The organism is Arthrobacter sp. MYb213 (assembly GCF_002979915.1).
Taxonomy (GTDB): Bacteria; Actinomycetota; Actinomycetes; order Actinomycetales; family Micrococcaceae; genus Glutamicibacter.
In genome coordinates, this window is sequence record NZ_PCQA01000001.1 from 415,365 (window position 1) to 440,844 (window position 25,480).

Genomic DNA, 25,480 nt, shown 5'->3' on the forward strand with positions numbered 1-25,480 from the left:
GTGGGCGCAGTACTACTCATTTTGGCATTGGTCTTCATGGCCAGCGCCGCAATTTTAACCGCAGCCGACTCAGCCTTCTACGCATTGTCGCGTAACGCGGCCGAACGGTTGCGCAGCGAATCGGATTCAAAGTCGCTGAGCCACATCCTTGACGACACCGAATCGCACGCCCAAGCAATCCGTTTCTGGCGTATCTGGTTTGAAACCGCCTCCGCGGTGGCGGTAGCCCTACTGGCGGCGCGCTGGATCGAAAGCCTCTGGTTAGCCGGACTACTGGCCACCGTGGTGATGGCGGCCATTGGTTTTGTGCTGGTGAGCGTGTCACCTCGGCGTTATGGTCGTTCCAATGCGCGCAACGTAGTTCGTGCAACCGCACCGATGGTGCGCTTGCTGCGAGTCTTATTGGGTCCGATCACCAATTGGCTGGCCAGCATCGGTAACGCCATGAGCCCTGGTACCAGCAACGACGAAGACGGCTACCTGGGCAAGGAACGCCTGCGCGACATGGTGGATCGCGCCAGCGAAGGCGAAGACCTGGATGAAGAATCTGCCGAACTGATCTCCTCGGTGATGGACCTGGAAGAAACCAACGTGCGTGCGGTGATGGTGCCGCGCACCGACATGGTGGTACTCACCGGGGAACACACGATCAACAGTGCGTTGGAACTGTTTATGGCCTCAGGCTATTCGCGAATCCCGCTCATTGGCGAAGATACCGATGACATCCAGGGCATCATCTACCTCAAGGACGTGATCTCCGAGATCCACGGCCTGCAGCAGGCAGAGCGTCTAGAAGATTTGGCCCGTCCGGTACGCTTTGTGCCCGAATCAAAAAATGCCGCAGACCTCCTGCAAGAACTGCAACAAGAAGCCATTCACCTTGCGGTAGTCATCGATGAATACGGTGGCACTGCCGGGTTGGTCACACTCGAAGATCTGATCGAAGAGATCGTCGGCGAAATTGACGACGAATATGACCGCTCACGTAACGAGATCATCGAGAATCCAGACGGTTCGCTGTTCGCCATGGCCTCGGTGTCCATCGATGATGTGGCAGATCACTTCGACGTGCTGATCGATGATGAAGATGTTGACACCGTCGGTGGGTTACTCTCGAAGGTGCTGGAATCTGTTCCAGTACTCGGCTCCACCGCCGATGTTCACGGACTACGGCTCACCGTGGTGGCCCTGGCGGGTCGCCGAAACCGTATTGGCAAGATCCATGTAGAGCGTCTGGAAACGGACGCATCCGACCATAATGAGAACAACGAGGTATCCGCCGATGAGCGATAACAAGAACATGATGCCCACCAGTGGCTGGCCCGCGAACTTCCGTTCGGGCTTCACCTCTTTTGTGGGACGCCCAAATGCCGGAAAATCGACGCTAACCAACGCACTAGTTGGCCAGAAAGTCGCGATTACCTCCGCTAAACCGCAGACCACCCGGCACACCATCCGCGGTATCGTGCACCGCGATGACGCCCAGCTGATCTTGGTTGACACCCCCGGTTTGCACCGGCCACGCACCTTGCTCGGCCAGCGCCTCAACGACTTGGTCGCACAGACGCTATCCGAGGTCGACGCCATTGGTTTCTGCCTGCCTGCCAATGAGAAGATCGGTCCCGGTGACCGCTTTATCGCCACCCAGTTGGCGCAATTGCAGCGCAAGCCAATCATCGCCCTGGTCACCAAGGCTGACCTGGTTGACCGTGAACAGCTCGCCGCACAGCTCATGTCGGTGGCCGAACTAGGCGTGGAACAGTTTGGTGAAGATGGTTTTGCCGCCATCATCCCGGTTTCCGCGGTGAAGGAATTCCAGGTTCAAGAGGTCGCAAACGTGCTAGTGGAGCACCTACCAAAGGGTCCACCACTGTACCCGGATGGTGAACTCACCGACGAGCCTGAGATGAAAATGGTCGCCGAACTTATTCGTGAGGCTGCCCTTGAAGGCGTACACGACGAGCTTCCACACTCCTTGGCCGTAGTGGTCGAGGAAATGATCCCACGCGAGGGTCGCAGCGAAGACAAACAGCTGATCGACATTCACGTCTCCTTGTTTGTGGAACGTTCAAGCCAGAAGGCAATCATCATCGGCAAGGGCGGATCACGTTTGCGCGAGGTGGGCTCCAATGCTCGTCAGGGCATTGAAAAGCTTTTGGGTACCAAGGTGTACTTGGACCTGCATGTGAAGGTCGCCAAGGATTGGCAGCGCGACCCTAAGCAACTAGGACGTTTGGGCTTCTAAGCCCGAGTTCCTTCGGAGCGCTCGCCTCGGGGTTTGTCTAGCGCAGATAGATCCCGGGGTTAGCGCCCAGTGAAAGAACCATCATAGCCAACAATTCACTATTTTCGGTCTTAGCCCCCGGCGGGTTGTTGATGCTCACCGGCGCGGCAATGGTCCAGGTTTCCGAGCCTTTCGCACTGATTTTGGCGGGCCTGGGAGTGGTGATTTTTCTTGCGTGGCCAATTTTTACCATGGTGATCGAAATTCGTTGCGCGCGACTTCACAAACGAGGGCTAGAAATTGGGTTAGGACTTGGTCGCGCCCAAACGTTGATTGCCAGGGTTCATGGAATCACCCTGCTGATAGCTCTGCCGGTCGCGGTCTTTGGCGGTCTAGGCACTTACCTGTTGCTCACCGCCGGCGCGGACCCGGAGCAGCGACTCGGGAAAATTGCAATCGCCATCGGATGCTTCGCCCTGCTTGGCGTCGTGCTACTTTTTCTCGCCCGGGGCCGGACGCCGTTGACACTGCGTCTCTCCGGTCTTGCGTTGGTGATCTTTGGTGCTGGCGGGCTTAGTTTGCTGGTGCCTGAGCTGAGCGGAGGCATAGATAGTTTCGGGGATGGGATTATGCTCATTGCCAGCATCCTGCTTGTTGCCGCGGGACTTTGGTTGGCGTTTACCGGACGAAACTCCGTGCTTCGCTCCTAACAAATCCGCGCACTGCAGCAAAGATCCGTGTGATCTTTGAGGGCATCAATTACCCGTTCCTTGAAGACTAAGAGCTGCCTGCTGACCACCGGATCAACAAGGTCATCATCGGAAGTGTCCACTATTTGACACAATCCAGTAGCAAGTCACGGTGCACATCAAAGCGGTGTTATGCTCAAATCGTGCATTTCGAGCTTCTACTACTAATCTGCCGCTGCGAGGATCCAAGAGACCGTTAGTGGTCAATTCGGCCGACCTTCTCGCCGCGGAGTAGCTCATGTCTGGCCCCACACAACTAAGCACCAACATTGTCTAGGGGAAAACCGAAATGCAGAACATGCAAAAATCTTCGAACATGCCAGTCCACAAGTATGTTCCATTCCAGGATCAGATCGAAGTCAACCTTCCCGATCGCACCTGGCCAGATAAGTACATTACCAAGGCTCCGCGCTGGTGTGCGGTTGACCTGCGTGATGGAAACCAGGCACTGATCGACCCGATGAGTCCAGAGCGCAAGCACAAGATGTTTGACCTGTTGGTCCAGATGGGTTTCAAGGAAATCGAAGTCGGTTTCCCTTCCGCTTCGCAGACCGACTTCGACTTTGTCCGTCAGCTGATCGAACGCGGCATCCCTGATGATGTCACCATCCAGGTGTTGACCCAGTCCCGTGAGCACCTGATTGAGCGCACCTATGAGTCACTGCAGGGTGCCAAGCAGGCAATCGTTCACCTGTACAACTCCACCTCGATCTTGCAGCGCGAAGTTGTCTTCCGTCAGGATGAGGATGGCATCGTTGATATCGCTGTGCAGGGTGCACGTCTGTGCAAGAAGTACGAAGAGCAGATGACCGGTACCAAGATCACCTATGAGTACTCACCAGAGTCCTACACCGGCACCGAACTGGCATTCGCCAAGCGAATTTCCGAGGCAGTAGCCGAAGTTTTGGAAGCCAGCCCGGAGAACAAGATGATCTTGAATCTGCCGGCCACCGTCGAAATGGCTACACCAAACGTGTACGCCGACTCCATCGAGTGGATGCACCGCAACCTGGCCAACCGTGACTCGATTATCTTGTCGTTGCACCCACACAATGACCGTGGCACCGGTGTTGCCGCCGCCGAGCTGGGTTACCTGGCTGGCGCGGATCGCATCGAAGGCTGCTTGTTCGGTAATGGTGAGCGCACCGGCAACGTTGACCTGGTAACCCTGGGGATGAATATGTTCGGCCAGGGCGTGGATCCACAGATCGACTTCTCCGATATGGACCACATCCGTCGCACCGTCGAATACTGCAACCAGCTGCCAGTTCCAGAACGCAGCCCTTACGGTGGCGACCTGGTCTTCACCGCTTTCTCCGGATCCCACCAGGATGCGATCAAGAAGGGCTTGGAGGCTATGGACGTCAAGGCCACCGCCGCAGGCAAGGAACTGAACGACATGGTTTGGGCCGTCCCATACCTGCCGATCGATCCGATGGATATTGGTCGTTCCTACGAAGCTGTGATTCGGGTGAACTCGCAGTCCGGCAAGGGCGGCGTGGCTTACCTGCTGAAGAACGATTACAACCTGGATCTGCCACGTCGTGCGCAAATCGAGTTCTCCGGAGTTATCCAGAAGAAGACCGAAACCGAAGGCGGCGAGGTTTCCTCGGCCACCATTTGGAATGTCTTCCAAGACGAGTACCTGCCAGTTAGTGAAGACTCCGGATTGGATGCCTGGGGTTACTACCAGATTGCTTCGGCGACCGCTGCCTCGGCTGAAGATGGAAGCTTCCAGTTGGACGTGAAGCTGATCATCGATGGTGTGGCACATGAGCGTAGCGCTCAGGGTAACGGTCCGGTATCCGCCTTGGTCAAGATGCTCAATGATGATGGAGTAGACCTGCGCGTGTTGGACTACACCGAGCATGCCATGAGCGAAGGCGGCAACGCGCGTGCGGCCTCATTTGTTGAATGCGCCGTCGGAGATCGCATCCTGTGGGGCGTCGGGATGGACACCAACACCAACATCTCAGCACTGAAGGCAGTAGTATCTGCCGTCAACCGCGCGATTCGCGACGCTAAGTAACTACAAATCGCAAGCACAAAAATGCTAGGAACCCTGTGGTTCCTAGCATTTTTGCTTTCGGGGGACGCATATGACAGTCCCAATCTCTGCGGTTCACTTGAATGCTCGGGCGTGAGACGGACGCCGGCAACAAGAACTTAGGCCAAAGAGCGGGACAGAGCGATTGCCATTTGAAAATTCGGTGGGAATGTTCGCTGACACGCCTCACCATCCGGGCTCCGGTTGCTAGAGAGAATTACCGCCCGTGGAATCCGCGGTGTCCACTGGTATCGCTGAGAGAAGGATCCACGGTGGTGAATTGCGATTTTTCCAGTTTCAAGTGGGAGAATTGAAGACGTGTCACGTTCCGGATTCGCTTCTCGCAGTTACCACACCCGTGGGTTGGTGTTGCGTACCCATAAATTGGGCGAAGCAGATCGCATCATCACACTGATCACTCCCAAAGGTTTAGTACGCGCGGTGGCTAAGGGCGTGCGCCGGACCTCTTCTCGGCTCGGTGCCACGTTGGAACCATTTATGGAAGTTGATGCGCTGATCGTGATGGGGCGAAATCTTGATGTCGTCTCGCAGGCTCAGCTACGTCATCCTTATGGGCAGCAGCTAGTAAGCGACTACACCAGTTATACGGTGGGTACGGCGATGGTCGAAATTGCCGAAAGACTACTCGAAGCCGACGCGGATTCAACCGGCAAACAATACTTATTGCTGCACGGCGCGATTGCGCTGTTGTCAAAACATCGGGTTGATTCCGGGGCCCTCCTGGACTCCTATATTCTTCGGGCGCTATCTATTGCTGGTTGGGCGCCATCATTTACCAACTGTGTTAAATGTGGGAAGCCTGGTCCGCATGAAGCCTTGCATGTCCAGTTGGGCGGGGTGGTGTGTGCCGACTGCCGTCCTTCAGGATCATTGGCACCGCATCCGATTACCATTGGTTACCTGCAAGCATTACTCACCGGCGACTGGGACACGGTGGCTGAAGCCGGACCACGAGCAAAAAAACAGGCAGCCGACATTGTTGCCAACTACCTGCAGTGGCACCTGGAGCGTGCCGTGAAATCGCTGAAACACGTGGAGAGAACATGAGCAAGCTTCGTCCGATTACCGGCCGTCCTGGTCCGGTCAAGCCATACCCGCACCCAGATAACCCGGTGATGCCCAGCATCCCTGCGGCCTTAGTGCCTGAGCATGTAGCGATCGTGATGGATGGCAATGGTCGGTGGGCCAATCAGCGCGGATTACCTCGCACCGAGGGGCACCGGGCCGGCGAAGCCGCGCTCCTGGATGTGATGGCCGGAGCCGTGGAGCTGGGTGTCAAACATATCTCCGTTTACGCTTTCTCCACCGAGAATTGGAAGCGAAGCCCCGAGGAAGTACGTTTCCTGATGGGATTCTCACGCGACGTGTTGCGACGCCAGCGCGATACCCTCAACTCGTGGGGCGTACGGATTCGTTGGTCTGGTCGTGAACCGCGATTATGGAAGTCGGTGATCAACGAGCTACGAGCCGCCGAGGAACTAACCAAAGATAATCTGGGCTGTCAGTTGACCATGTGTGTCAACTACGGTGGGCGAGCCGAAATTGGTGATGCGATGTCCGCGATCGCTGCAGATGTTGCCGCCGGTAGGTTGAAGGCCTCCTCGGTGGGCGAGAAGACTTTGGGCAAGTACCTTTATGCTCCGGAGCTTCCAGATGTTGATCTTTTCTTGCGTACCAGTGGGGAGCAGCGCACGAGTAACTTCCTGCTGTGGCAGTCGGCATACGCGGAAATGGTGTTCCTTGATCAGCTGTGGCCCGATGTGGACCGTACTACGCTGTTCACCGCGGTAGAGCAGTATGCGCAACGCGATCGTCGTTACGGTGGAGCCGTAGACAAGCCGAAGAGCTAGCGTTTGCGTTGAAACATCTTTAGCCATAAGGCTAAGTCTCGATATGCCGCAGCCCTGGTTGGTTCCGCGGAGGTGAACACGTCGTGCATGGCCCCATGAATTTGTGACAGTGTCACAAAACTGCCTAATTTGATGGCACGCAATCGGGTCTGCTGCACATCGATCACGGAGTCAGAGTTCTGCATAATGGGGGAGTAGTTGGTACTCAGATGAGACGCATTTGAACTGAGCACCAGAATTGGTTGGGTGAGGTCTAATCCTTTGGCGACGAGCGCATGCCCATCGAGGATGGTTTTCATCCAGGCAGTAGTTGGCTGGAATGCGTAGCGCGGTCGCCACAGCCGGTGAATGTCCCACTCACCGACTCCTTGATCGCTGAGCGAATGCCAGTAGTGATCGCGTTCGGGCAGCACGAGTTTGCGTCGCCCGTTATTACGTCCAATAGCTTCTAGGATCCCGTGCATGGGAACACGCAAAAACGCAGTTCCTTGAAATTCCAGCCAGGGGGCGTTGAGCACTAATGCTTGTACCCGAGCTGCGGTCCGCGCTAACCAGAGGGTGAGGATTAGCCCGCCTTGGGAGTGGCCTTGAGCAATGATCGGAAGATCTGGATGTGCTGCACCGAGTACCTCCATGGAGGCGTTGAGCTCTTCGTCATATACAGCTAGGTCATCGACGTAACCAGGGATTTCATGCTCGGCCCGAAGACTGCGCCCGTAGCGACGAAGGTCAAGTGCGTAGAAGTGATAACCGCGAGCTTCCCAAAATTCGGCCAGCTCCCGGTTGTAAAAGTAGTCGCTCCACCCATGCAAACTCAAGACCACTCCGCTGTATCGTCGCGGGAGCAAGGTACGCCATCCAAGCGGCTTATAACGAACTAAGGTGCCGACTGCGGGGCCTTCAGCATCAACACCGAAATCTAGGGTCGTGTATTCGAATCCTTCGCCCAGTGGATCTGGAACCCATTGACCGGGTTCGGTGCTGACCGTAAAGTCTGGCCATTGTCCGCTGGATGAATACGTTGAGCCCTTCATATCTTGAAGCATACCGATCTCAAGTTGTCTGTTTGGGGACCTTCGCGGGAAACTATTAACCATGCGCATTTATCCTCTGGTCTTTAAGCATGTTTTCACCAAGATGGATCCTGAAAAGGCCCACTATTTTGCTTTTGACGCCATCAAACTCGCGCAGCGTGTGGGTTTGACCAAGGCAGTCCGTAAGTTTTTTGCCCCCGACCCTAAGCTTCGTCGTACAGTGATGGGAATTGATTTTCCTTCACCGTTTGGTCTGGCGGCAGGATTTGATAAAGGTGCCACCGGAATTTTGGCGCTGAGCGACATCGGGTTTGGACATGTGGAGATTGGTACCGTCACCGGTCAAGCTCAACCGGGTAATGAGTTGCCTCGGCTATTTCGCTTGGTCGAAGACCGCGCAGTCATTAACCGGATGGGCTTTAACAATGAGGGTGCCGAAACCGTAGCGGCACGTGTTGCTACTGCACGCCAGCAGTTGAAGAGCGACTACACCGGTACTCGTCCGGTAATCGGTGTAAATATTGGTAAAACCAAAGTGGTTGAACTCGAAGATGCCATCGGCGACTACCTTGAATCAACCCGCCAGCTGGCAAACCATGCTGATTACTTAGTTGTTAATGTTTCCAGCCCCAACACGCCAGGCTTACGGCTGTTGCAGAGTGTTGAGTCATTGCGTCCCCTGCTCAGTGAAGTGGGAGCGCTGGCTGATCAAGTCGCCGGGCGTCACCTTCCGTTGTTGGTCAAGATAGCTCCCGACTTGAGCGACGAAGATGTTGCCGATGTGGCGAAGTTGGCCACCGAGCTTAACCTTGATGGCATTATTGCCACCAATACGACGATTACTCGCGACGGTCTAAGCAGTGACTCTGCACGAGTGGAAGAAATCGGTGCCGGTGGACTCTCCGGAGCACCGCTAAAACGTCGCTCATTGGAAGTATTGCGCCAACTACGTGAATTGGTTCCAGCCCAGATGACTTTGATTGCCGTGGGTGGCGTGGAGAATGCTGACGACGTGAAGGCGCGTTTGGATGCTGGTGCCGACCTAGTTCAGGGTTACACCGCGTTCCTCTACGAAGGCCCATTCTGGGCTCGTGCGATTAATAAGGAACTTGCTCGCACCCTGTAGGGCAGCACCCGTGGAAATGAACGGTCCTCTGAAACTTCGTTTCAGGGGACCGTTTGTCGTCTAACCAGCTAGTCGTTGCCGGGGGAGAAGGTAAATTCTTAATGGACGTCGTGAGCGACTTTGCTGGGGATAAGCATTGCACCATAACAAATCATTGTATGCGCCCCGTGGGACCTTGTAAGTGGCGTTACAAAGGAAAACAGTACGTCGATGGAAGGCATTAAGGCGCAAATATTTTAAAGCTTGTGGAATCAAATACAAATTTATATCTTTGTGCAATCGCTGATGGGTCACTGCCCGTTGTGTTTTGGGCATTAAGAAGGGCGGACCCGTTGGGGTCCGCCCTAGAAGATTTGGACTGCGAGACTAGTCGATATTTGCGCCGCGCTTAACCTGCGGCTTAGGAAGGCGTAGCTTGCGGAACTGCATTCCGCGCATTGCTGCATACATGCGAATTCCTCGGTCCATCGACCCAAACTTGGCGACTAAACGACGCTTGAGTAGCACCGTGGTCACAATGAGTTCGATGATCACCAGTGCGATAACGACCCAGAGCGCACCCTGGACGTACATCTGTACGCCCAGATTCTTGTTGAAGGTCAGTGACAAGATCAAGAACGCGAAGATCACGAACATCATGAATTCACTGAACATCCAGCGAGCATCGATGAAGTTACGGGCGTAACGCTTCTGCGGACCCTGATCACGTGGCATGAGGTAGCGCTCGTCGCCGGTTTCGTTAGCGATACGCAAACGATTCTGCGCCTCGATACGTCGCTGACGATCGGCTTCTTTCGCGGCCTTGCGATCGGTAGGCACCAACGGACGCTGGCGGCTAGCCTGCTGTGCGCTGCGCTTCGGGGTCGGTCCGGTCTTGCGACCGTCCGATGTTTCAGGAGCCGAGGCTGTCGGCTCTACATTTGCGGGGGATTGAGAGTCATCTTTTTTACGTCCAAACACGCCCCTATCCTACCGGGTTGTTGGCGACCTAGTGACATTGACAACCGCGGTCATTGCTAGGCTGAATACATGACAATTAATTCTCCAGTCGACAGCTCAAACCATGGCGTCGATGTTACTGCCCTAAAAAGTCATGTTGAGAAGAACTTTGAGAAGATCCTCGAGGAGCTCAGCTCACTGGTCGCCATTCCCGGCGTTGCTTGGGAATCATTCGATCCGGCCAACCTGGAACAGAGCGCCGAAGCCGTAGCTGCTCTCGCCCGAGATGCCGGCATGGACTCCGTTGAAATTCTGCGTGAAGCCGACGATAACGGTGTCATGGGCGCCCCTGCGGTGGTTGCTCGCCGTAAGGCAGCCCCCGGCAAACCGACCATCCTGCTCTACGCACATCATGACGTGCAGCCTCCGGGAAATGACGAAGACTGGAACACTCCAGCCTTTGAAGCGACCCGCGTAGGGGAGCGACTTTACGGTCGTGGCGCCGCAGATGACAAGGCCGGCATCATGGTTCACATTGCCTCGTTGCGTGCAGTCTTAGAGTCCGTGGAGGACTTCGGCGTGGGCGTTAGCTACTTCTTCGAAGGCGAAGAAGAAGCCGGCTCGCCATCCTTCCGTAATTTCCTTGAGGCTCATCAAGAAAAACTGGCCGCCGACGTGATCATCGTGGCCGATTCCTCAAACTGGGCGGTGGGCACCCCCGCACTGACAAGTTCGCTTCGCGGTATGGCTGCCGCAGAAATCACCGTCCGATCCCTGGGACATGCGGTGCACTCGGGCATGTTTGGCGGCCCGGTACTCGACGCTCCGATCCTGGCAGCAAAGCTCATCGCTTCGTTCCATGACGAGAATGGTTCCGTTGCTGTTTCGGGCCTGGTGGCCAATGACAGTGCGGAAGTTGACTTCGACGAGGCCGAATTCCGTCGCGATAGTTCCGTACTTGACTCGGTGCAACTGGCAGGCACTGGAAAGATCACCGACCGTTTGTGGAATAAACCAGCGCTGAGCGTCATTGGAATGGATATGCCCAGTGTTGATCGCTCGTCAAATACCCTCATTCCGCAGATGCGCTTTAAGGTATCGATGCGTTTGGCACCGGGACAAGAGCCACAACAGGCGCTGGCTGCGTTGGAAGCACATGTGAAGTCGGTGGATCTGCGCGGCGCCGAAGTTCAGTTTGTCGCCACCGAGGGCGGAAATGCCTACCAAGCGGACCTTGAAGCTTCGGCGAATGACACTGCACGGTGGGCGCTCGAGCAGTCGTGGGGAGTGGAGCCGGTCAGTATGGGGCTGGGCGGATCTATTCCGTTTATCGCCGACCTACTCGACGTATTCCCACAGGCGCAGATCTTGGTGACCGGAGTGGAAGATCCTGATTCACGAGCTCACTCGGCTAACGAGTCGCTTCATATTGGGGACTTCCAGAAGGCAATTGTCGCCGAAGCCTTGCTTTTGGCGCGGATTAACTCGACGGGACTATGAACCGCGTCATATGACGAGAAGATCGAAGAGCATTTTTGATCCTCGCGACGTAGTATTGAATCAAGAAATGATGTCGTTTAGCCCGATGTACTTCGGGATGAGGGCGTCACATCAAACAGTATGGGAGGAAAATCATGACTGTAGCCGTTGACCAGACCACGGGTGACTCAACCGAGGTGCCAACCCACGAGGTGGAAATTTCCGACGTGGCTGCGCAGAAGGTACGTTCACTTCTTGAGCAGGAAGGTCGCGACGACCTTCGTTTGCGTATCGCCGTTCAGCCTGGCGGCTGCTCGGGCTTGATTTACCAGCTCTACTTCGATGAGCGCATGCTTGAAGGCGATCACGTACGTGATTTTGATGGCGTAGAAGTAGTCGTCGACAAGATGAGCGTGCCGTACCTCTCTGGCGCTTCGATCGATTTTGAAGACACGATTTCCAAGCAGGGGTTCACCATTGACAACCCTGCTGCATCCGGATCTTGTGCCTGTGGAGATTCCTTCCACTAGGCCACAAGGAACTAACGCCGCTGTTTAAACGTTGAAGAAATTTCTCGTTCAAACAGCGGCGTTTTTCGGCATTCTGGGGTCGAAGAGGGTAAGCTCTACAGTAAGTAGTAAAACTATGTTTCCCCTTCGTGAGCCACCTCACCGTGAACTCGTTTAACCGCGAGGTGACTTATGAAGACCACATTCTGCACCAACAAAGAGGAAGGGCCGTCTGTGAGTTCGCAATACCGAACCGGCAGTCGCGGATCTGCTAAAGCTAAAGTTATTGCTTTGGTCGGCGCCGGCGCATTGCTGCTGACGGGATGTACAGCGGAGGCTAAACGCGGGTGGCTCCCAAACGTGGAGCGCGACACCACGAACCACACTGGAGCAATCCAGGATCTATGGGTTCACTCCTGGATCGCCGTAATCATTATCGGTGTGATGACTTGGGGCCTGATGCTTTGGTGCGTCGTGGCTTACCGCCGTCGTAAGACCGATACTGGCTACCCGCGTCAGCTCAGCTACAACCTGCCATTGGAGATCTTCTACACGGCCATTCCTTTGGTCCTTGTTTTGGTCTTCTTTAGCTTCAATAACACCGTTGAGAAGTCAATCAACGCACCTGTAAATTCCGCGGTCGTCGTTGACGTCCGCGCGAAGCAGTGGTCGTGGGACTTCAACTACAGCTACGAGGGCCAGGAGAAGTACTTCGCTGGCGAACAGGCTCACCTGAATAAGGATGGCTCGGCAGGCGTTGAAGAAACTCTGCCTACCCTGTACCTACCTGCAGGTAAGTCGGTAACTCTCGAGCTTAACAGCCGCGACGTTATCCACTCGTTCTGGGTTCCAGCATTCCTTCAGAAGCTGGACATGATCCCAGGCAAGACCAACTACATTTACCTGACTCCACAGGTTGAAGGTACCTTCGCTGGTAAGTGCGCCGAGCTTTGCGGCGAGTACCACTCGGAGATGCTCTTCAACGTCAAGGTCGTCAACGACGCCGAGTTCAAGGCCCAGCTTGCCAAGATGGAAGATGGCCACATTGGCGAAGAATACGACCGTCAGCCCAACAAGGTTAACTCCGTTGTTGTGGAGCACGGCCATGAAGAGGGAGGAAAGTAGTCACTATGACAACGTTTGAATACGCTACCGACGACGTCAAGTCGATTGCCCCATCTGTCGTGCCGCGGTCAAAGGGTCGTATCTTCGTCGACTACATCACCACGACTGACCACAAGAAGATCGGGTACATGTACCTGATCACCTCGTTCATCATGTTCTGTATCGGTGGCGTCATGGCGCTGCTGATTCGTGCTGAGCTGTTCGAACCAGGTATGCAGATCCTGCAGACCAAGGAACAGTACAACCAGCTATTCACGATGCACGGCACCGTCATGCTTCTGATGTTCGCAACTCCGCTCTTCGCGGGTTTCGCCAACGTCATGATGCCTCTGCAAATCGGTTCCCCAGATGTGTCCTTCCCACGCCTTAACGCGTTGGCCTTCTGGTTCTTCTCCCTGGGTTCGACCATTGCACTGGCTGGCTACCTCACCCCTCAGGGTGCAGCTAGCTTCGGTTGGTTCGCTTACGCACCATTGTCGAACACCACCTTCTCGCCGGGCATCGGCGGAGACCTCTGGGTCTTCGGTCTTGCACTGTCGGGCTTCGGTACCATTCTTGGTGCCGTCAACTTCATCACCACGATCATCTGCTTGCGCGCACCTGGTATGACCATGTGGCGTATGCCGATCTTCACCTGGAACATCTTGATCACCTCGATCTTGGTTCTCATGGCTTTCCCACCGCTAGCAGCAGCGCTGTTCGCACTGGGTGCCGACCGACGCTTCGGGGCGCATATATTCGACCCGGACAATGGTGGTGCGGTTCTGTGGCAGCACCTGTTCTGGTTCTTCGGTCACCCCGAGGTTTACATCATTGCGCTACCGTTCTTCGGTATCGTCTCTGAAATCTTCCCGGTCTTCAGCCGCAAGCCAATCTTCGGTTACAAGGGTCTGGTCTTCGCGACCATCTCCATCGCCGCACTTTCGGTTTCCGTCTGGGCTCACCACATGTACGTGACCGGCTCGGTGATGTTGCCATTCTTCGGCTTCATGACGATGCTGATCGCCGTACCAACGGGCGTGAAGTTCTTCAACTGGATCGGTACTCTATGGCGAGGTTCGATTACTTTCGAAACCCCAATGCTGTGGAGCATCGGCTTCATGATCACCTTCCTGTTCGGTGGCCTGACCGGTATTATCCTGTCGGCTCCGTCGCTTGACTTCCACGTTTCAGATACCTACTTCGTGGTCGCTCACTTCCACTACGTGGTCTTCGGTACCGTGGTGTTCGCAATGTTCGCCGGATTCTACTTCTGGTGGCCAAAGTGGACCGGCAAGTTGCTCAACGAGCGTTTGGGCAAGATCCACTTCTGGCTCCTGTTCATCGGCTTCCACGGAACCTTCCTCATCCAGCACTGGTTGGGCGTTATGGGTATGCCACGTCGTTACGCTGACTACATGCCAGAAGATGGCTTCACCGCCATGAACCAGGTTTCGACCGTGTTCGCCTTCATCTTGGGTATGTCGATGATTCCGTTCTTCTGGAACGTTTGGGTTACACACCGTAACGGCAAAATGGTTGAAGTTGATGATCCTTGGGGCTTCGGCGCATCGCTGGAATGGGCAACTTCTTGCCCACCACCACGTCACAACTTCCACTCGATTCCACGTATCCGTTCCGAGCGCCCAGCGCTTGATCTGCACCACCCAGAACTGAGTGGCCGTGCTACTCCTACTGCTGGTGCCGCAAAGATCTTCGGACCGGCTGACCAGAAGGACCTGTAAAGATGAAAGTTGAATCCTGGATCTTCCTGGGTGGAATCTTCTTCTTCACCCCTATCGCAGTTGTTTACGGTTACATGACTAACTGGGACGAATGGGTTGGCCTATTAGCACTGCTAATGCTGGTTGGCTTGTCCGCAATGGTTGGCGGTTACCTGTACTTCACCGCAAAACGTGTTGGTCCTCGTCCAGAGGATCGCATTGATGGCGAAATCCACGAGAGCGCCGGCGATGTCGGACTGTTCGCACCGTGGAGCTGGTGGCCACTGGTTCTTGCCAGTGCCGCAGCAATCGGCTTCCTTGGCTTAGCCCTTGGATGGTGGGTTATGTTCATCGGTGTTGGACTGTGTGTTATCGGTCTTGTTGGCTGGGTTTACGAATACAGCCGCGGCGATCACGCTCACTAAGTAGTTCTCCTAGCGGGGTGACAAGTTTTCACTTGTCACCCCGCTAGCATTTTAACTAGCATTACCGTGTCCAAGGAGATCAACATGCGCTACTCACCGACGCCACCGGTCACCGGCACCATCGATGCCCAAAGCAAGACCAGCAAGTACCGACAGATCCGCGACATCCTCAAAACGCACGCCCGTGAAGCGTGTAAACCGGGATACAAGCTCCCCCCGGAACGCGAACTGGCCACGCACTTCGGAGTTGCTCGGAAAACTATCCGGCAGGCAATCGACGCCTTGGTAGACCAACAGGTCCTCAAACGTGTGGTGGGTATTGGCACGTTTGTCGTTCCAGAGAAAATGGATCTACGTGTCCGGTTGCACTCCTATTCCGAAGACATGATGCGTCGCGGTATGGTTCCAGACGCTCGCGTTCTGGAATTTGACGAGGTGAAAGCTTCCCCCTATCTCAGCACCCAACTGATGGTCGATGAGGGAGCTGGGGTAGTGCGCTTCAAACGCCTGCTCCTTGCCGATGGCACACCCATGAGCTTGGATGAAAACTACATGCCAGCTGACCTGGTACCCGGCTTCGTTGACGGACCTCCACCTTCGAAGCTCTACCAGGCGCTCCACGAGCGTTACGGCATCCTCCTTGAATGGGGAGAGGACCAGGTGGAAAGTACGGCTGCCACCAGCGCACAAGCGTTACTGCTAGGTGTTGAGCAGGGATTCCCGCTCTTGCAGATCACTCGCTATGCGTATATCGGCGAACGCCTGGCCGACTACTCGGTCTCGTTGTACCGTTCGGACCGTTACAAGCTCTTTGTACCGCTTCAACGACTCGGAACACGCACTCCACGCTATACAGACAATTTCTAGCCTTAGAAGCGATCCTGTCGTGTGCCAGTAATGCCGAGAGTGGAGACCTCGGAAGCATTGAGAATCGCGAAAATTTGCATTCATTACGCCCTCTAAGCGTCGGTGTTTAAGGGGGCACAAGGGCTGCGGTTCTATCCCGACTGATTACGCCGTGCCAATGTCATGCGCTTTCTGTCGTTCCTCCCATGCTCAGTCCCAATATGACATCGACGGCTTCAGCCTTGAGGTCTGAGAAGGATCGGAATGGAAATTCACGTTTAGGGCTGTGGCGATGCAAACTACTGTGATGATTTCGGGTGTCGACGTCAAATACGGGCCGCGTCACCTGCCCTTGCGGCATCGGTACAGCCTCCGCGAAGAGACGAAGTAAACTGAAGAAAATTCGGTACAAGCAAAAAGAAGATCACATGCATCTCCGCAATTTCACTTCCGAGCCTCCACCACTTGGCAGCAAACCAATCATGAGTCAACGTTGGAGCGAAGTGACTTTCCTACATTGGCGGGTTAGCCCTGAGTCAGTCGCTCCATATATGCCCGAGGGATGCACACCGGACGTCATCGATGGCAGTGCGTGGGTTGGGCTCATCGCCTTTCAGATGTCTCGAAGCGCCTTCTTCGGCGGCCCGCGTATCCCATGGCTTGGTGATTTTCCCGAGGTCAACGTGCGCCTCTACTCAGTTGACAGCCTGGGGCGCCGAGGAGTGGTATTCCTGAGCCTTGAAGCGTCACATCTTATTCCGATTCTCCTAGCGAGGACTGCCTTCGGACTCAAATATCAGTGGGCTTCCATGAAGATACGCCAGGAAAAGAACAAGATCAGCTATACAACCCGCCGTCATACGAACCCTCAGGCCTGTTCGCTGATTTCGATCCGTCCCATAGAAAACAGTGAAGCTCCGGTGCAGAACCATGACTCGCAGATTGCACTTGCTCTCACAGCACAGTGGGCCTTTCACCAACGGCATCTCGGACGAACACTGTATTGCAGGAACATTCACGAACCGTGGCCGCTGCAGCCGGCTGAACTACTGCAACTGGACGACAGCCTCTTAGCCACTGCAGGATTCAAGGACCTGACAGAACGAACACCGGATTCTGTGCTCTATGCCAAATCAGTGACGACGAACTTCGCGGCACCTTCAATAGTGCCCTATACCCATCCGTAGACTTCGTGGTTATCGGGGCCTTGGTAGTCATCGAGCAGCATTACATGATGGCCTGTTCGATGGTTCTAGTCGTTGCCCTGGCTAGTCGGTTGTCGCAGCTCTGCCGGCAGCGTGGCAGCAGCAGATCGCCCGGCACCACACGACCAAGCCTTTTGCATCTTCCGCTGTTCGTCCTTTTGCACGTGCGACCTTGCCGGTCGCGAGTCTGTCGTCGATATCAACCGGGTCCGAGAGCGGGCAGGGAAGCCGACCGTGCTAATCGGGAGCTTCCTGCTTCAATGACCGCCTGATTCCGCCGTAATCCGGCGGCACTTTTGATCGGAATGCGGTGGAGTTCCGCTTCAACGTCTGGTTCGAGTGCAACCAACAGTCGGGTCGCCGCGGCCTAGGGCTAGCGAAATTTTCGGCTGATCGCGCTGCCGGTCTGGAACAAGGTGATCCACACCAGGAACTTTTGGAATGGACGTAAGGGCAATGCGACAAGTCCACGCCACCCTTGACGTCGCGACCAGGACCTACTTATCCGTACCTGTGTGCCACCGGTGGCGTTCACTAAGGCGAATTCAGTCAGCACCGAATTACTTTGAGCGACGTCGGGATATCCGAAGCTCCATGCAATCCCGTCTGGTTGGTGAATTGCGATGAGTTCGACGCTACGTCGTCGAAACTGAGGCTTAATCTTCACTGGCTTGCCGTCTGGATAGCTTGCAGGTGCAACGCCCTCCCAGACCGTGCCTGGAGTCGCTTCTTGACTGGCCTGATCGAGGATGCCGATGCTCGGTTCCCACTCGGGGATACGTGCGGGATCTTTTAGGAACGCCCACACTTCGTCTAGCGGTGCAGATACGAAAGTCTCAGTCGTTCCCTTGGTCCGCCCCTTCACTTTCGTTGCGACGGGCATGGACTTCGTAGGGGACGAGTCGGCCCGATCGAGCTGTTCGATCAGCACATCGGATGTCGTGCCAAGGCGACCGAGGATATCAGTGATCAGACCGCTGGGTTCTGCGACGAGTTCCCGCAGAACGGCGGCAGCGTCGCCTGGCTTGCCTTTGCTGCTGGACTTCGCGATGAGATCCCGAGCACGAGAAGTCCACTCATACCCATCCGTCTCATGGAACACGATGCGCCCGGCCTCGGGGAACGACGCTTCGATGCCGAGCGAGGTCAGCTGTGCATCACGTTGTTCCTCGACGGCGAGACGGGCGCTATCAATGTCGATACCCAGCTCGCGCAGTACGCGGCCGGCGGGCTGGTCGTTGATTACCAATGCGAGGAACAGGTGGTCGATGTCGGCTTCGCGGAGCCCGAGCCGGGAGGCTTCCTCCATGGCTGCCAGGGAAAGCGATTGGCTGGTTTGAGCGGCGCGGACGAATTTGTTCATTTGTTCCTCCTGGGTGTCGAGATCGCGGGGTCAATTCTTTTGGAGTGTTTCTTGTGGGCGGCTTGTCGCGTCACTCCGAGCGCGTCGGCGATCTGCTGCCAACTCATGCCTGAATGCAACGCGGCCTCGACCTGCCGAAGTTCCAAGGTGTCCGCGAGTACACGTAAGGACGCTACGGCCCGCAATCCTGCTTTCGGGTCGCTGGTATCGGCTGCTACTGTTGCGATCCGTGGAGACTCCATGCAGTCAACCTACGTTGCTAAGTGACGGACTGTCAACCTGGGTTGCTTCCGCGCTTGGCGAACTCGATACCGCAGGGCCAGGACAAGGGCGGCACTTTGGAGAATTCACCATATTCTCAGAGGTTGGTACCGCGCTGCGACGTCGTGGAGCTCCGCTTCAACGTCAAGCCATCGACGCCTGACAAACGAACAGGTGACGACATCTGCCTGCTGTGGCCAGAGCATCGTTCAGTCCTGCGCGCTTTTCGAGGACGCCTCGCGTTCCGGTCTGAGAACGGCTGCGATAAGTATTGAAAAACGTTGTTGGAGGTCGCAGTAACTGAACTCGCACGCATCAAAGCTACCCAACAGAGCAGCATCACCGGGCCTATCGTGTAATTCCGTTCCATTACTGTCAAGGGTCCGGCGACGAAACTAAACACAGGGGAGGGGCCGGCGTAAAGCCTGCTTAACCCAGAAGAGGGACACACCAGTAGGTGTGTCCCTCTTTCTGTGACTAATGCGAGTCGATGTTACTTCTCGATTGAGTCTTGCTTTTCACCTTCGACCTCATGGTGGCCGTGGGCTGCATGCGCAGCTTCCAGCTCCGATGGCGTCACTGGTGCAACGCGATCCTCGAAGAAGAACTTCGACAATGCTGCGCGACGCTTCTCCGTACCGGAGACGTGTCCTGCGGCATCCGGCTGAGCCGGGATGTACTTGTTGTCGTTGTAGCTGGTGAGCAAGAAGCGCTTGTACACGTCAACTTCCTCATGCTTCTCCGAGAAGCCACCTTCAGGGGACATCTGGATAATGCCAGCTTCACGGCCGTGCAGCACGATCTCGCGATCCTTACGCTGCAGCGACAAGCAAATACGGCGGGTAATCCAGAAGGCGAAGATTGGCCCTAAGAAGAAGAGGATGCGTAGCCAGTAGGCAACGTCGTTCAATGCCACGTGGAAGTGGGTTGCAATCAAGTCCGAGGAGGCAGCTGCCCACATGACGGAGTAGAAGACAACACCAGCTGCACCCATGGCGGTACGGAATGGAGCGTTACGCGGGCGGTCCAACAAGTGGTGCTCGCGGTTATCCTTGGTGACCCAACGTTCAATCCATGGCCATGCGAACATCACCATGAACAGTGCACCGGCAGGAACCAGCGCAGGAAGCAGAACGCTCAAGACCAAGGTGTTATCGCCCCATGGGAATGGGATGATCCATTCGAAGCTGAAGTTACCAAGGTAACCAGGCATCAAACGCAACGCGCCATCAACGAATCCGATGTACCAGTCCGGCTGAGTACCAGCAGAAACAGGTGATGGATCGTATGGACCGTAGTTCCAAATCGGGTTGATCTGGAAGAGACCCGAAATGAACGCCACGATACCGAAGACGATGAAGAAGAATCCACCGGCCTTCGCTGCGTAAACCGGACCAACTGGGAAGCCAACAACGTTGTCGTTGGTGCGACCTGGGCCAGGGTACTGGGTGTGCTTGTGAGTCACAACCATGAACAAGTGGATGACCAACAGCAAGATGATTACTGCAGGAACGATCATGATGTGCAACGAGTACAGACGAGGAATGACGTGGACGCCAGGGAACTCTCCGCCGAAGAAGAACATCGAAAGGTAAGTACCAACGATTGGTAGAGCCTTCATCACGCCGTCGATAATGCGCAGACCGTTACCGGAAAGCAAATCATCTGGCAGTGAGTAGCCGGTGAAACCAGCAGCAAGACCCATGATCAGTAGTACGCCGCCGACAACCCAGTTCAGTTCACGTGGGCGACGGAAAGCGCCGGTGAAGAACACGCGCAGCATGTGCACGGACAGCGAAGCTACGAAGAGCAGCGCCGACCAGTGGTGTACCTGACGCATGAACAAACCACCGCGAACATCAAAGGAGATGTCCATGGTCGAAGCCATAGCCGCCGACATACCAATGCCCTTCAACGGGACGTAAGAACCGTTGTAGGTAACGTGAGTCATCGATGGATCGAAGAAGAAAGTCAAGAAAGTACCGGAGAGCAGCAACAGTACGAAGGTGTACAGCGCTACTTCACCGAACATGAATGACCAGTGGTCAGGGAAGACCTTACGGCCAAATTCCTTGACCATGCCCGAAGCACCGACGCGGGAGTCTACGAAGTTCGCAAGACGACCGGTCGTAGTTGACGGGGTGTATTCATTCGTTGTTGCCATGATTATCCACGCTCCCAGTAGCTTGGGCCTACAGGTTCGTGGAAGTCACTCTGAGCTACGAGGTAGCCGTCAGCGTCCACGGTAATAGGCAACTGTGGAAGTGCGTGACCTGCCGGGCCGAAGACAACCTTGCACTCATTGGCAAGGTCGAAGGTCGACTGGTGGCATGGGCACAGCAGGTGGTGGGTGTGCTGCTCATACAAGGCGATCGGGCAACCCACGTGGGTGCAGATCTTCGAGTAAGCAACAATGCCATCTACGTGCCAGTCTTCGCGGCCCGCGGAAATATTCATTTCCTGTGGGTCCATGCGCATAAGCAGTACAACTGCCTTAGCCTTTTCGTTCAGCATGTTCTCTGCATTTTCCAGACCCTCAGGGATCACGTGGAAAGCGGAGCCAAGCTGGACGTCCGAAGCCTTGATCGGAGTACCCGATGGGTCGCGAGTCAGACGAACACCGGTGTCCCACAAAGTGTGACGCATCTGTTCGATCATCTGATGCGCGGTCTTACCGGTACGGTCAAGGTCGCGGAACATGAAGATTGCTGGAATCGGTGCCAAAGCGATGGCACCAATCAAAGTGTTGCGGATCAGCGGACGGCGCTTGATACCGGTTTCTTCGATCACGGTGTCGATGATATCGACTGCATCCTGGCGATCTTTTTCGGAGCTGATCTCGTGACGTTGTTCAACGAGTTCGTGGTCCGGCATCAGAGTCTTAGCCCAGTGAACGATACCCACACCAATGCCGAGCATCGCGAATGCGGTGCCCAAGCCCAGTGCAGCGTTCTGCACACGCAGTTCTGCGAAGGTCATTTCGCCCAGGTGACCCAGGACGAAGTAAGCCACGAAGAAGAACAGCGTGCCAATGATGGAGATGGTAAATAGCAGCGCAACTTGGCGCTCGTGTCGCTTGGCTGCGCGCGGATCGCGATCTGCGAGACGCGGACGATGTGGGGGGAGTCCTGGATCCGGGAACCGGTCCTGAGCTACATCGTCAGCCTTAGCAACGGTGCCCGATTCTTCGGGACTGCCGTGACTATGGTCGCCCATGTTTCTCTCTCATCCTTCTGTTAGGAATTTATGTACGTAGTGATGTGTGCGGTTTTCACCGCGAAAGCCTTAGGAAGGACGCGAGGTCAACCAAATGGTGAAGGCGATAATGATGCCCAAACCGGCGGTCCAAACGAAGAGACCTTCAGCCACTGGGCCAAGGTTTCCAAGAGCAGCGCCACCGGCAGAACCATTAGCTTCAATGGTCTTCAAGAAGGTGATCACATCACGCTTCTCATCGGGGGTGATGTTCGAGTCGTTGAACACTGGCATGTTCTGCGGACCGGTAGCCATCGCTTCGTAAATGTGCTTCTCCGAGACGCCAGCTAGCGTCGGAGCAAACTTACCGCGGGTCAACGCGCCACCACCGGCAGCGGCGTTGTGGCACATTGCGCAGTTCACTCGGAAGACGGTGCCACCGTGGGCGGCGTCGCCCTTAGAGGCATCCAGGGCTTCTTCGTCTGGAATTGCTGGACCTGCACCGAGGCTCGCAACGTAGGCCGACAGCTGGGAGATCTGATCATCGTCAAACTGTGCTGGCTTTGCCTGAGCCTGTGGCCCCTGCATCTGCATCGGCATACGGCCGGTGCCTACCTGGAAGTCAACTGCTGCTGCGCCGACGCCGATCAACGATGGGCCGTCTGCGGTGCCTTCGGCGCTCATGCCGTGGCAGGTGGCGCAGTTGGCTACGAAAAGCTTCTGGCCTTCCTCTACATCGGTAACCGATGCAGAAGTAGTATCCGCTGCCTTCGCTTCGCTTACGCTGCCTGCTGCAGTGTAGAGACTGCCGGTGACCAGCAATCCGAACAACAGCAGGGCCACAGCGGCGAGCGGGTGGCGGCGCTTTTTCGAAAGAGCCTTCACTTGCTGGTTCCTCACTTAGTTTCTTGGTGTGGTGTTGCCATACTTCCGTGGAGGCAACTGATGGATATTAGTTACCTATTTTAGGAAGTAGATGATCGCAAACAGCGCGATCCACACTACGTCAACGAAGTGCCAGTAATAAGACACAACGATGGCGCCGGTCGCTTCGAAGTGACCAAACTTCTTAGCCAACATTGCTCTACCTATGATCAGCAAGAATGCGATCAGGCCACCGAGCACGTGAATGCCGTGGAAGCCAGTAGTGATGTAGAACGATGAAGCGTACGAGTTCGAGTTCATTGCAACGCCTTCGCTCACGAGCACGGCGTATTCATAGGCCTGAACAGAGACGAAGATCGCGCCAAGAATGAAGGTAAGGATGAACCATTCAATCATTCCCCATTCCTTGAACTTAAAAAGTCCGCCGGAACGGCGAGGCTTGAACTCTTCGGCTTTGAACACGCCAATCTGGCAGGAGAACGAGCTGGACACCAGAATCAAGGTGTTAACCAGCGCGAACGATACGTTCAGCTTTGAAGTTTCGGTCGCCCAAAGCTCGGGCGCGGCAGCCCGAAGGCTGAAATACATGGCGAAGAGGGCGGCGAAGAACATGAGCTCGCTGGAGAGCCACACCATCGTTCCCACCGACACCATGTTTGGGCGGTTCGGCGCATGTGGCGCCGTCGTATTTGGGGCATGAGTCGCAGTTGTCACACTGTCATTATGTCTCTAAACAGCCCTCAGATACCAATGCAAACCATGGTTCTTTAGGGTTTGCTACGCCACACTATGAAAACAACCGCGGAAACATGCGGAAGTAGCCCAAAAACTCTTTCTACAATTTGTAGAGGTTGGGTCGGCGCGCCGCGCGAAACAATCGCTTAAGCAACACAAATGTTCCCTAATTGAAGTCTTTTTTGACCTAAAAACGGTCTATTGGCCTCGCATCACGTGACGACATGAACTAGCAGTGTGGGGGAGCCGTGGATAGGCTTATATACGTGTCAACGAGCCTTGCAAACGAAAAGTTCCCAACGTGGCCAGATCTTTTGGCCTCCCTAATTAGCGGCCAGAACCTGAGCCGTGAAGATGCCGCCTGGGCCATGAATCAAATCATGACCGGTGAAGCCAGCGATGTGCAGATCGCCGGCTTCCTTGTCGCGCTGCGCGCCAAGGGGGAGACGGTGGCAGAGCTCACCGGTCTTGTTGACTCCATGGTGAGTAATGCGCGTGAACTTACCATCGATGCACAAACTTTAGACATTGTGGGGACCGGCGGCGATCGACAGAACACCGTAAACATCTCCACGATGTCGACCCTAGTGTGCGCCGGCGCCGGGGTGAAGATTGTCAAACACGGAAACCGGGCCTCGTCTTCGTCTTCCGGGTCGGCGGATGTCCTGGAAGCCTTAGGCGTTCACCTGGACGTACCAATTGATCGCCTTGTAGAGGTGTACGAAAAAGTCGGCATCGCCTTCTGTTTTGCCAATATCTTCCACCCATCGATGCGCCACGTCGCGGGGGCTCGTCGCGGGCTGCGAGTACCTACTGCCTTCAACTTCATGGGCCCATTGACTAACCCAGCGCTTCCCAGCGCCTCCGCGATTGGTTGCTCGGACCTACGAATGGCTCCGATTATGGCCGGTGTACTAGCCAGCCGAGGTGTGCGTGGCCTGGTATTCCGCGGAAATGATGGTCTTGATGAAATGACCACCACCGCGCCGAATATGGTCTGGGAAGTACGAGACGGAAAAGTAGAAGAGTTTACCTTCGACGCTCAAGAAGTCGGCATCGCTCGAGCGACGCTAGATGATTTGCGTGGGGCTGATGCTGCGTACAACGCCAGCGTCGTTCGAGACATTGTCTCCGGGGCCAAAGGTCCGGTGCGTGACGCCGTGGTGCTTAATTCAGCGGCTGGAATGGTCGCATTTGATCAGGATGCCCGTGGTAGCTTTGCCGATCGAATGCGGGCAGCAATGCGTCGCGCGGAAGAATCCTTAGATTCCGGCGCCGCGGCCAAGGTCTTGGACGCATGGTCTTCGACGACTTCGGCGATTGTGGGAAAGTAGCCCCGTAATACAACTAAGGGAGCTTGCCTCAGGTGTTCAATCACCTGAGACAAGCTCCCTTCGTTGTACTCTGAGCGCTAGTCGTCCAAGCCCAATGAAAAGGCAGCTTCTAGGTCATGAGCCGAGTAGGCGCGAAATGCAATGTGAGTCTGCGTCTGGCGAATACCAGGAATCTTCGATAGACGATTAGCGATAACTTCCGCCAGGTCTTCGTGCTTGTGGACCCGTGCCACAGCGATCAAATCCCAGTCTCCGGCAACGGAGTAGACCTCACTGATTCCTTCGATTTCTGAAATCTGCTGCGCCGACTCAGGAATACTGTCGGTTGCCGTCTGAATCATGACGAATGCGGTGACCATGAAAGCCTCTCAACGTTGAATAGTTCCCCCATGTACAGGGATTGCTTCACTTAATAACTCTAGTGC

At 55.4% G+C, this 25,480-nt stretch carries 24 protein-coding genes; 15 read left to right on the forward strand and 9 right to left on the reverse strand.

The genetic code is table 11. The annotated features are described in order from the left end of the window. From CQ011_RS01955 to CQ011_RS01980, 6 genes are all read left to right on the forward strand, one after another. Positions 1-1,293, forward strand: a complete 1,293-nt coding sequence (locus CQ011_RS01955) for a hemolysin family protein (RefSeq protein ID WP_105674137.1) — start codon at positions 1-3, stop codon at positions 1,291-1,293. After that, positions 1,283-2,245: a GTPase Era gene (gene era / locus CQ011_RS01960; protein WP_181147954.1), complete on the forward strand. Its 963-nt coding sequence runs from the start codon at positions 1,283-1,285 to the stop codon at positions 2,243-2,245. The genes CQ011_RS01955 and era overlap by 11 nt, the downstream gene beginning before the upstream one ends. Positions 2,246-2,376: 131 nt before the next feature. Next, entirely contained in the window at positions 2,377-2,934 is a 558-nt protein-coding gene (locus CQ011_RS01965; protein ID WP_105674139.1) for a hypothetical protein, read from the forward strand. A gap of 328 nt (positions 2,935-3,262) precedes the next feature. Continuing rightward, positions 3,263-5,002: a 2-isopropylmalate synthase gene (gene leuA / locus CQ011_RS01970; RefSeq protein ID WP_105674141.1), complete on the forward strand. Its 1,740-nt coding sequence runs from the start codon at positions 3,263-3,265 to the stop codon at positions 5,000-5,002. A 336-nt stretch (positions 5,003-5,338) separates the two neighbouring features. After that, entirely contained in the window at positions 5,339-6,088 is a 750-nt protein-coding gene (gene recO / locus CQ011_RS01975) for a DNA repair protein RecO (RefSeq protein WP_105674143.1), read from the forward strand. After that, positions 6,085-6,891: an isoprenyl transferase gene (locus CQ011_RS01980; protein ID WP_105674145.1), complete on the forward strand. Its 807-nt coding sequence runs from the start codon at positions 6,085-6,087 to the stop codon at positions 6,889-6,891. The genes recO and CQ011_RS01980 overlap by 4 nt, the downstream gene beginning before the upstream one ends. Here the strand turns inward: CQ011_RS01980 and CQ011_RS01985 are convergent. Further along, a complete protein-coding gene (locus tag CQ011_RS01985) occupies positions 6,888-7,925 on the reverse strand; it encodes an alpha/beta hydrolase (RefSeq protein WP_181147955.1) in 1,038 nt (345 codons plus the stop codon). The two genes, CQ011_RS01980 and CQ011_RS01985, sit on opposite strands and share 4 nt — an antisense overlap. Before the next feature lie 61 nt (positions 7,926-7,986). Between CQ011_RS01985 and CQ011_RS01990 the strand changes: the two genes are divergently transcribed. Beyond that, complete coding sequence (locus CQ011_RS01990; protein WP_105674147.1) at positions 7,987-9,051, forward strand: quinone-dependent dihydroorotate dehydrogenase; 1,065 nt, start codon at positions 7,987-7,989, stop codon at positions 9,049-9,051. Positions 9,052-9,417: 366 nt separating this feature from the next. Here the strand turns inward: CQ011_RS01990 and CQ011_RS01995 are convergent, their stop codons facing one another. Further along, entirely contained in the window at positions 9,418-10,011 is a 594-nt protein-coding gene (locus tag CQ011_RS01995; RefSeq protein WP_105674149.1) for a DUF3043 domain-containing protein, read from the reverse strand. A gap of 69 nt (positions 10,012-10,080) precedes the next feature. Between CQ011_RS01995 and CQ011_RS02000 the strand changes: the two genes are divergently transcribed. The 7 genes from CQ011_RS02000 (at position 10,081) to CQ011_RS02030 (ending at position 17,264) form a co-directional block, all read left to right on the forward strand. Next, on the forward strand, positions 10,081-11,490 hold the full coding sequence (locus CQ011_RS02000; protein ID WP_105674151.1) for a dipeptidase: 1,410 nt from the start codon (positions 10,081-10,083) through the stop codon (positions 11,488-11,490). A gap of 134 nt (positions 11,491-11,624) precedes the next feature. Further along, complete coding sequence (locus tag CQ011_RS02005; protein ID WP_096257717.1) at positions 11,625-11,999, forward strand: HesB/IscA family protein; 375 nt, start codon at positions 11,625-11,627, stop codon at positions 11,997-11,999. A gap of 213 nt (positions 12,000-12,212) precedes the next feature. After that, positions 12,213-13,103, forward strand: coding sequence for an aa3-type cytochrome oxidase subunit II (gene ctaC, locus CQ011_RS02010; protein WP_105674978.1), 891 nt, complete (start codon positions 12,213-12,215; stop codon positions 13,101-13,103). 5 nt (positions 13,104-13,108) lie between these two features. Then, entirely contained in the window at positions 13,109-14,827 is a 1,719-nt protein-coding gene (gene ctaD / locus CQ011_RS02015) for an aa3-type cytochrome oxidase subunit I (protein ID WP_105674153.1), read from the forward strand. A 2-nt stretch (positions 14,828-14,829) separates the two neighbouring features. Beyond that, entirely contained in the window at positions 14,830-15,231 is a 402-nt protein-coding gene (locus CQ011_RS02020) for a cytochrome c oxidase subunit 4 (RefSeq protein WP_105674155.1), read from the forward strand. A gap of 84 nt (positions 15,232-15,315) precedes the next feature. After that, positions 15,316-16,098 (forward strand): GntR family transcriptional regulator, encoded by a 783-nt coding sequence (locus CQ011_RS02025; protein ID WP_105674157.1) that lies wholly within the window; start codon positions 15,316-15,318, stop codon positions 16,096-16,098. A 461-nt stretch (positions 16,099-16,559) separates the two neighbouring features. Then, positions 16,560-17,264 (forward strand): YqjF family protein, encoded by a 705-nt coding sequence (locus tag CQ011_RS02030; protein WP_286161046.1) that lies wholly within the window; start codon positions 16,560-16,562, stop codon positions 17,262-17,264. Positions 17,265-17,655: 391 nt separating this feature from the next. On the opposite strand, the gene CQ011_RS02040 is transcribed toward CQ011_RS02030, so the two are convergent. The 6 genes from CQ011_RS02040 to ctaE form a co-directional block, all read right to left on the reverse strand. Further along, the gene (locus CQ011_RS02040) at positions 17,656-18,645 is read right to left on the reverse strand and encodes a Clp protease N-terminal domain-containing protein (protein WP_105674162.1); all 990 of its coding nucleotides are present in this window, start codon (positions 18,643-18,645) and stop codon (positions 17,656-17,658) included. Next, complete coding sequence (locus CQ011_RS02045; RefSeq protein WP_105674164.1) at positions 18,642-18,887, reverse strand: hypothetical protein; 246 nt, start codon at positions 18,885-18,887, stop codon at positions 18,642-18,644. Before CQ011_RS02045 ends, CQ011_RS02040 begins: the two co-directional genes overlap by 4 nt. A 512-nt stretch (positions 18,888-19,399) precedes the next feature. Further along, complete coding sequence (qcrB, locus tag CQ011_RS02050; protein ID WP_105674166.1) at positions 19,400-21,070, reverse strand: cytochrome bc1 complex cytochrome b subunit; 1,671 nt, start codon at positions 21,068-21,070, stop codon at positions 19,400-19,402. 2 nt (positions 21,071-21,072) lie between these two features. After that, positions 21,073-22,122 carry a cytochrome bc1 complex Rieske iron-sulfur subunit gene (gene qcrA, locus CQ011_RS02055; protein WP_105674168.1) on the reverse strand — a complete coding sequence of 350 codons (1,050 nt, stop codon included), beginning with the start codon at positions 22,120-22,122 and terminating at the stop codon, positions 21,073-21,075. A 69-nt stretch (positions 22,123-22,191) separates the two neighbouring features. Next, positions 22,192-22,986 carry a cytochrome bc1 complex diheme cytochrome c subunit gene (gene qcrC / locus CQ011_RS02060; protein ID WP_105674170.1) on the reverse strand — a complete coding sequence of 265 codons (795 nt, stop codon included), beginning with the start codon at positions 22,984-22,986 and terminating at the stop codon, positions 22,192-22,194. Positions 22,987-23,061: 75 nt separating this feature from the next. Next, positions 23,062-23,700 carry an aa3-type cytochrome oxidase subunit III gene (gene ctaE / locus CQ011_RS02065; RefSeq protein ID WP_181147957.1) on the reverse strand — a complete coding sequence of 213 codons (639 nt, stop codon included), beginning with the start codon at positions 23,698-23,700 and terminating at the stop codon, positions 23,062-23,064. Between the two features lie 287 nt (positions 23,701-23,987). On the opposite strand from ctaE, the gene trpD reads away from it, so the two are divergent. Next, entirely contained in the window at positions 23,988-25,055 is a 1,068-nt protein-coding gene (gene trpD / locus CQ011_RS02070) for an anthranilate phosphoribosyltransferase (protein ID WP_286161047.1), read from the forward strand. Between the two features lie 77 nt (positions 25,056-25,132). Here the strand turns inward: trpD and CQ011_RS02075 are convergent, their stop codons facing one another. Then, positions 25,133-25,414: an Lrp/AsnC family transcriptional regulator gene (locus CQ011_RS02075; RefSeq protein WP_096254034.1), complete on the reverse strand. Its 282-nt coding sequence runs from the start codon at positions 25,412-25,414 to the stop codon at positions 25,133-25,135. Positions 25,415-25,480 lie beyond the last annotated feature (66 nt).

Excerpts from the sequence above, each read along its gene's own strand:
- CQ011_RS02045 (WP_105674164.1), bottom strand. The coding sequence starts at position 18,887 with ATGGAGTCTCCACGGATCGCAACAGTAGCAGCCGATACCAGCGACCCG.
- CQ011_RS02040 (WP_105674162.1), bottom strand. The coding sequence starts at position 18,645 with ATGAACAAATTCGTCCGCGCCGCTCAAACCAGCCAATCGCTTTCCCTG.
- CQ011_RS01985 (WP_181147955.1), bottom strand. The coding sequence starts at position 7,925 with ATGAAGGGCTCAACGTATTCATCCAGCGGACAATGGCCAGACTTTACG.
- CQ011_RS02005 (WP_096257717.1), top strand. The coding sequence starts at position 11,625 with ATGACTGTAGCCGTTGACCAGACCACGGGTGACTCAACCGAGGTGCCA.
- CQ011_RS02075 (WP_096254034.1), bottom strand. The coding sequence starts at position 25,414 with ATGGTCACCGCATTCGTCATGATTCAGACGGCAACCGACAGTATTCCT.
- ctaD (WP_105674153.1), top strand. The coding sequence starts at position 13,109 with ATGACAACGTTTGAATACGCTACCGACGACGTCAAGTCGATTGCCCCA.
- qcrB (WP_105674166.1), bottom strand. The coding sequence starts at position 21,070 with ATGGCAACAACGAATGAATACACCCCGTCAACTACGACCGGTCGTCTT.
- CQ011_RS02025 (WP_105674157.1), top strand. The coding sequence starts at position 15,316 with ATGCGCTACTCACCGACGCCACCGGTCACCGGCACCATCGATGCCCAA.
- CQ011_RS01965 (WP_105674139.1), top strand. The coding sequence starts at position 2,377 with ATGCTCACCGGCGCGGCAATGGTCCAGGTTTCCGAGCCTTTCGCACTG.
- CQ011_RS02030 (WP_286161046.1), top strand. The coding sequence starts at position 16,560 with ATGAGTCAACGTTGGAGCGAAGTGACTTTCCTACATTGGCGGGTTAGC.
- leuA (WP_105674141.1), top strand. The coding sequence starts at position 3,263 with ATGCAGAACATGCAAAAATCTTCGAACATGCCAGTCCACAAGTATGTT.
- CQ011_RS02020 (WP_105674155.1), top strand. The coding sequence starts at position 14,830 with ATGAAAGTTGAATCCTGGATCTTCCTGGGTGGAATCTTCTTCTTCACC.
- CQ011_RS01990 (WP_105674147.1), top strand. The coding sequence starts at position 7,987 with ATGCGCATTTATCCTCTGGTCTTTAAGCATGTTTTCACCAAGATGGAT.
- qcrA (WP_105674168.1), bottom strand. The coding sequence starts at position 22,122 with ATGGGCGACCATAGTCACGGCAGTCCCGAAGAATCGGGCACCGTTGCT.
- CQ011_RS02000 (WP_105674151.1), top strand. The coding sequence starts at position 10,081 with ATGACAATTAATTCTCCAGTCGACAGCTCAAACCATGGCGTCGATGTT.
- era (WP_181147954.1), top strand. The coding sequence starts at position 1,283 with ATGAGCGATAACAAGAACATGATGCCCACCAGTGGCTGGCCCGCGAAC.
- CQ011_RS01980 (WP_105674145.1), top strand. The coding sequence starts at position 6,085 with ATGAGCAAGCTTCGTCCGATTACCGGCCGTCCTGGTCCGGTCAAGCCA.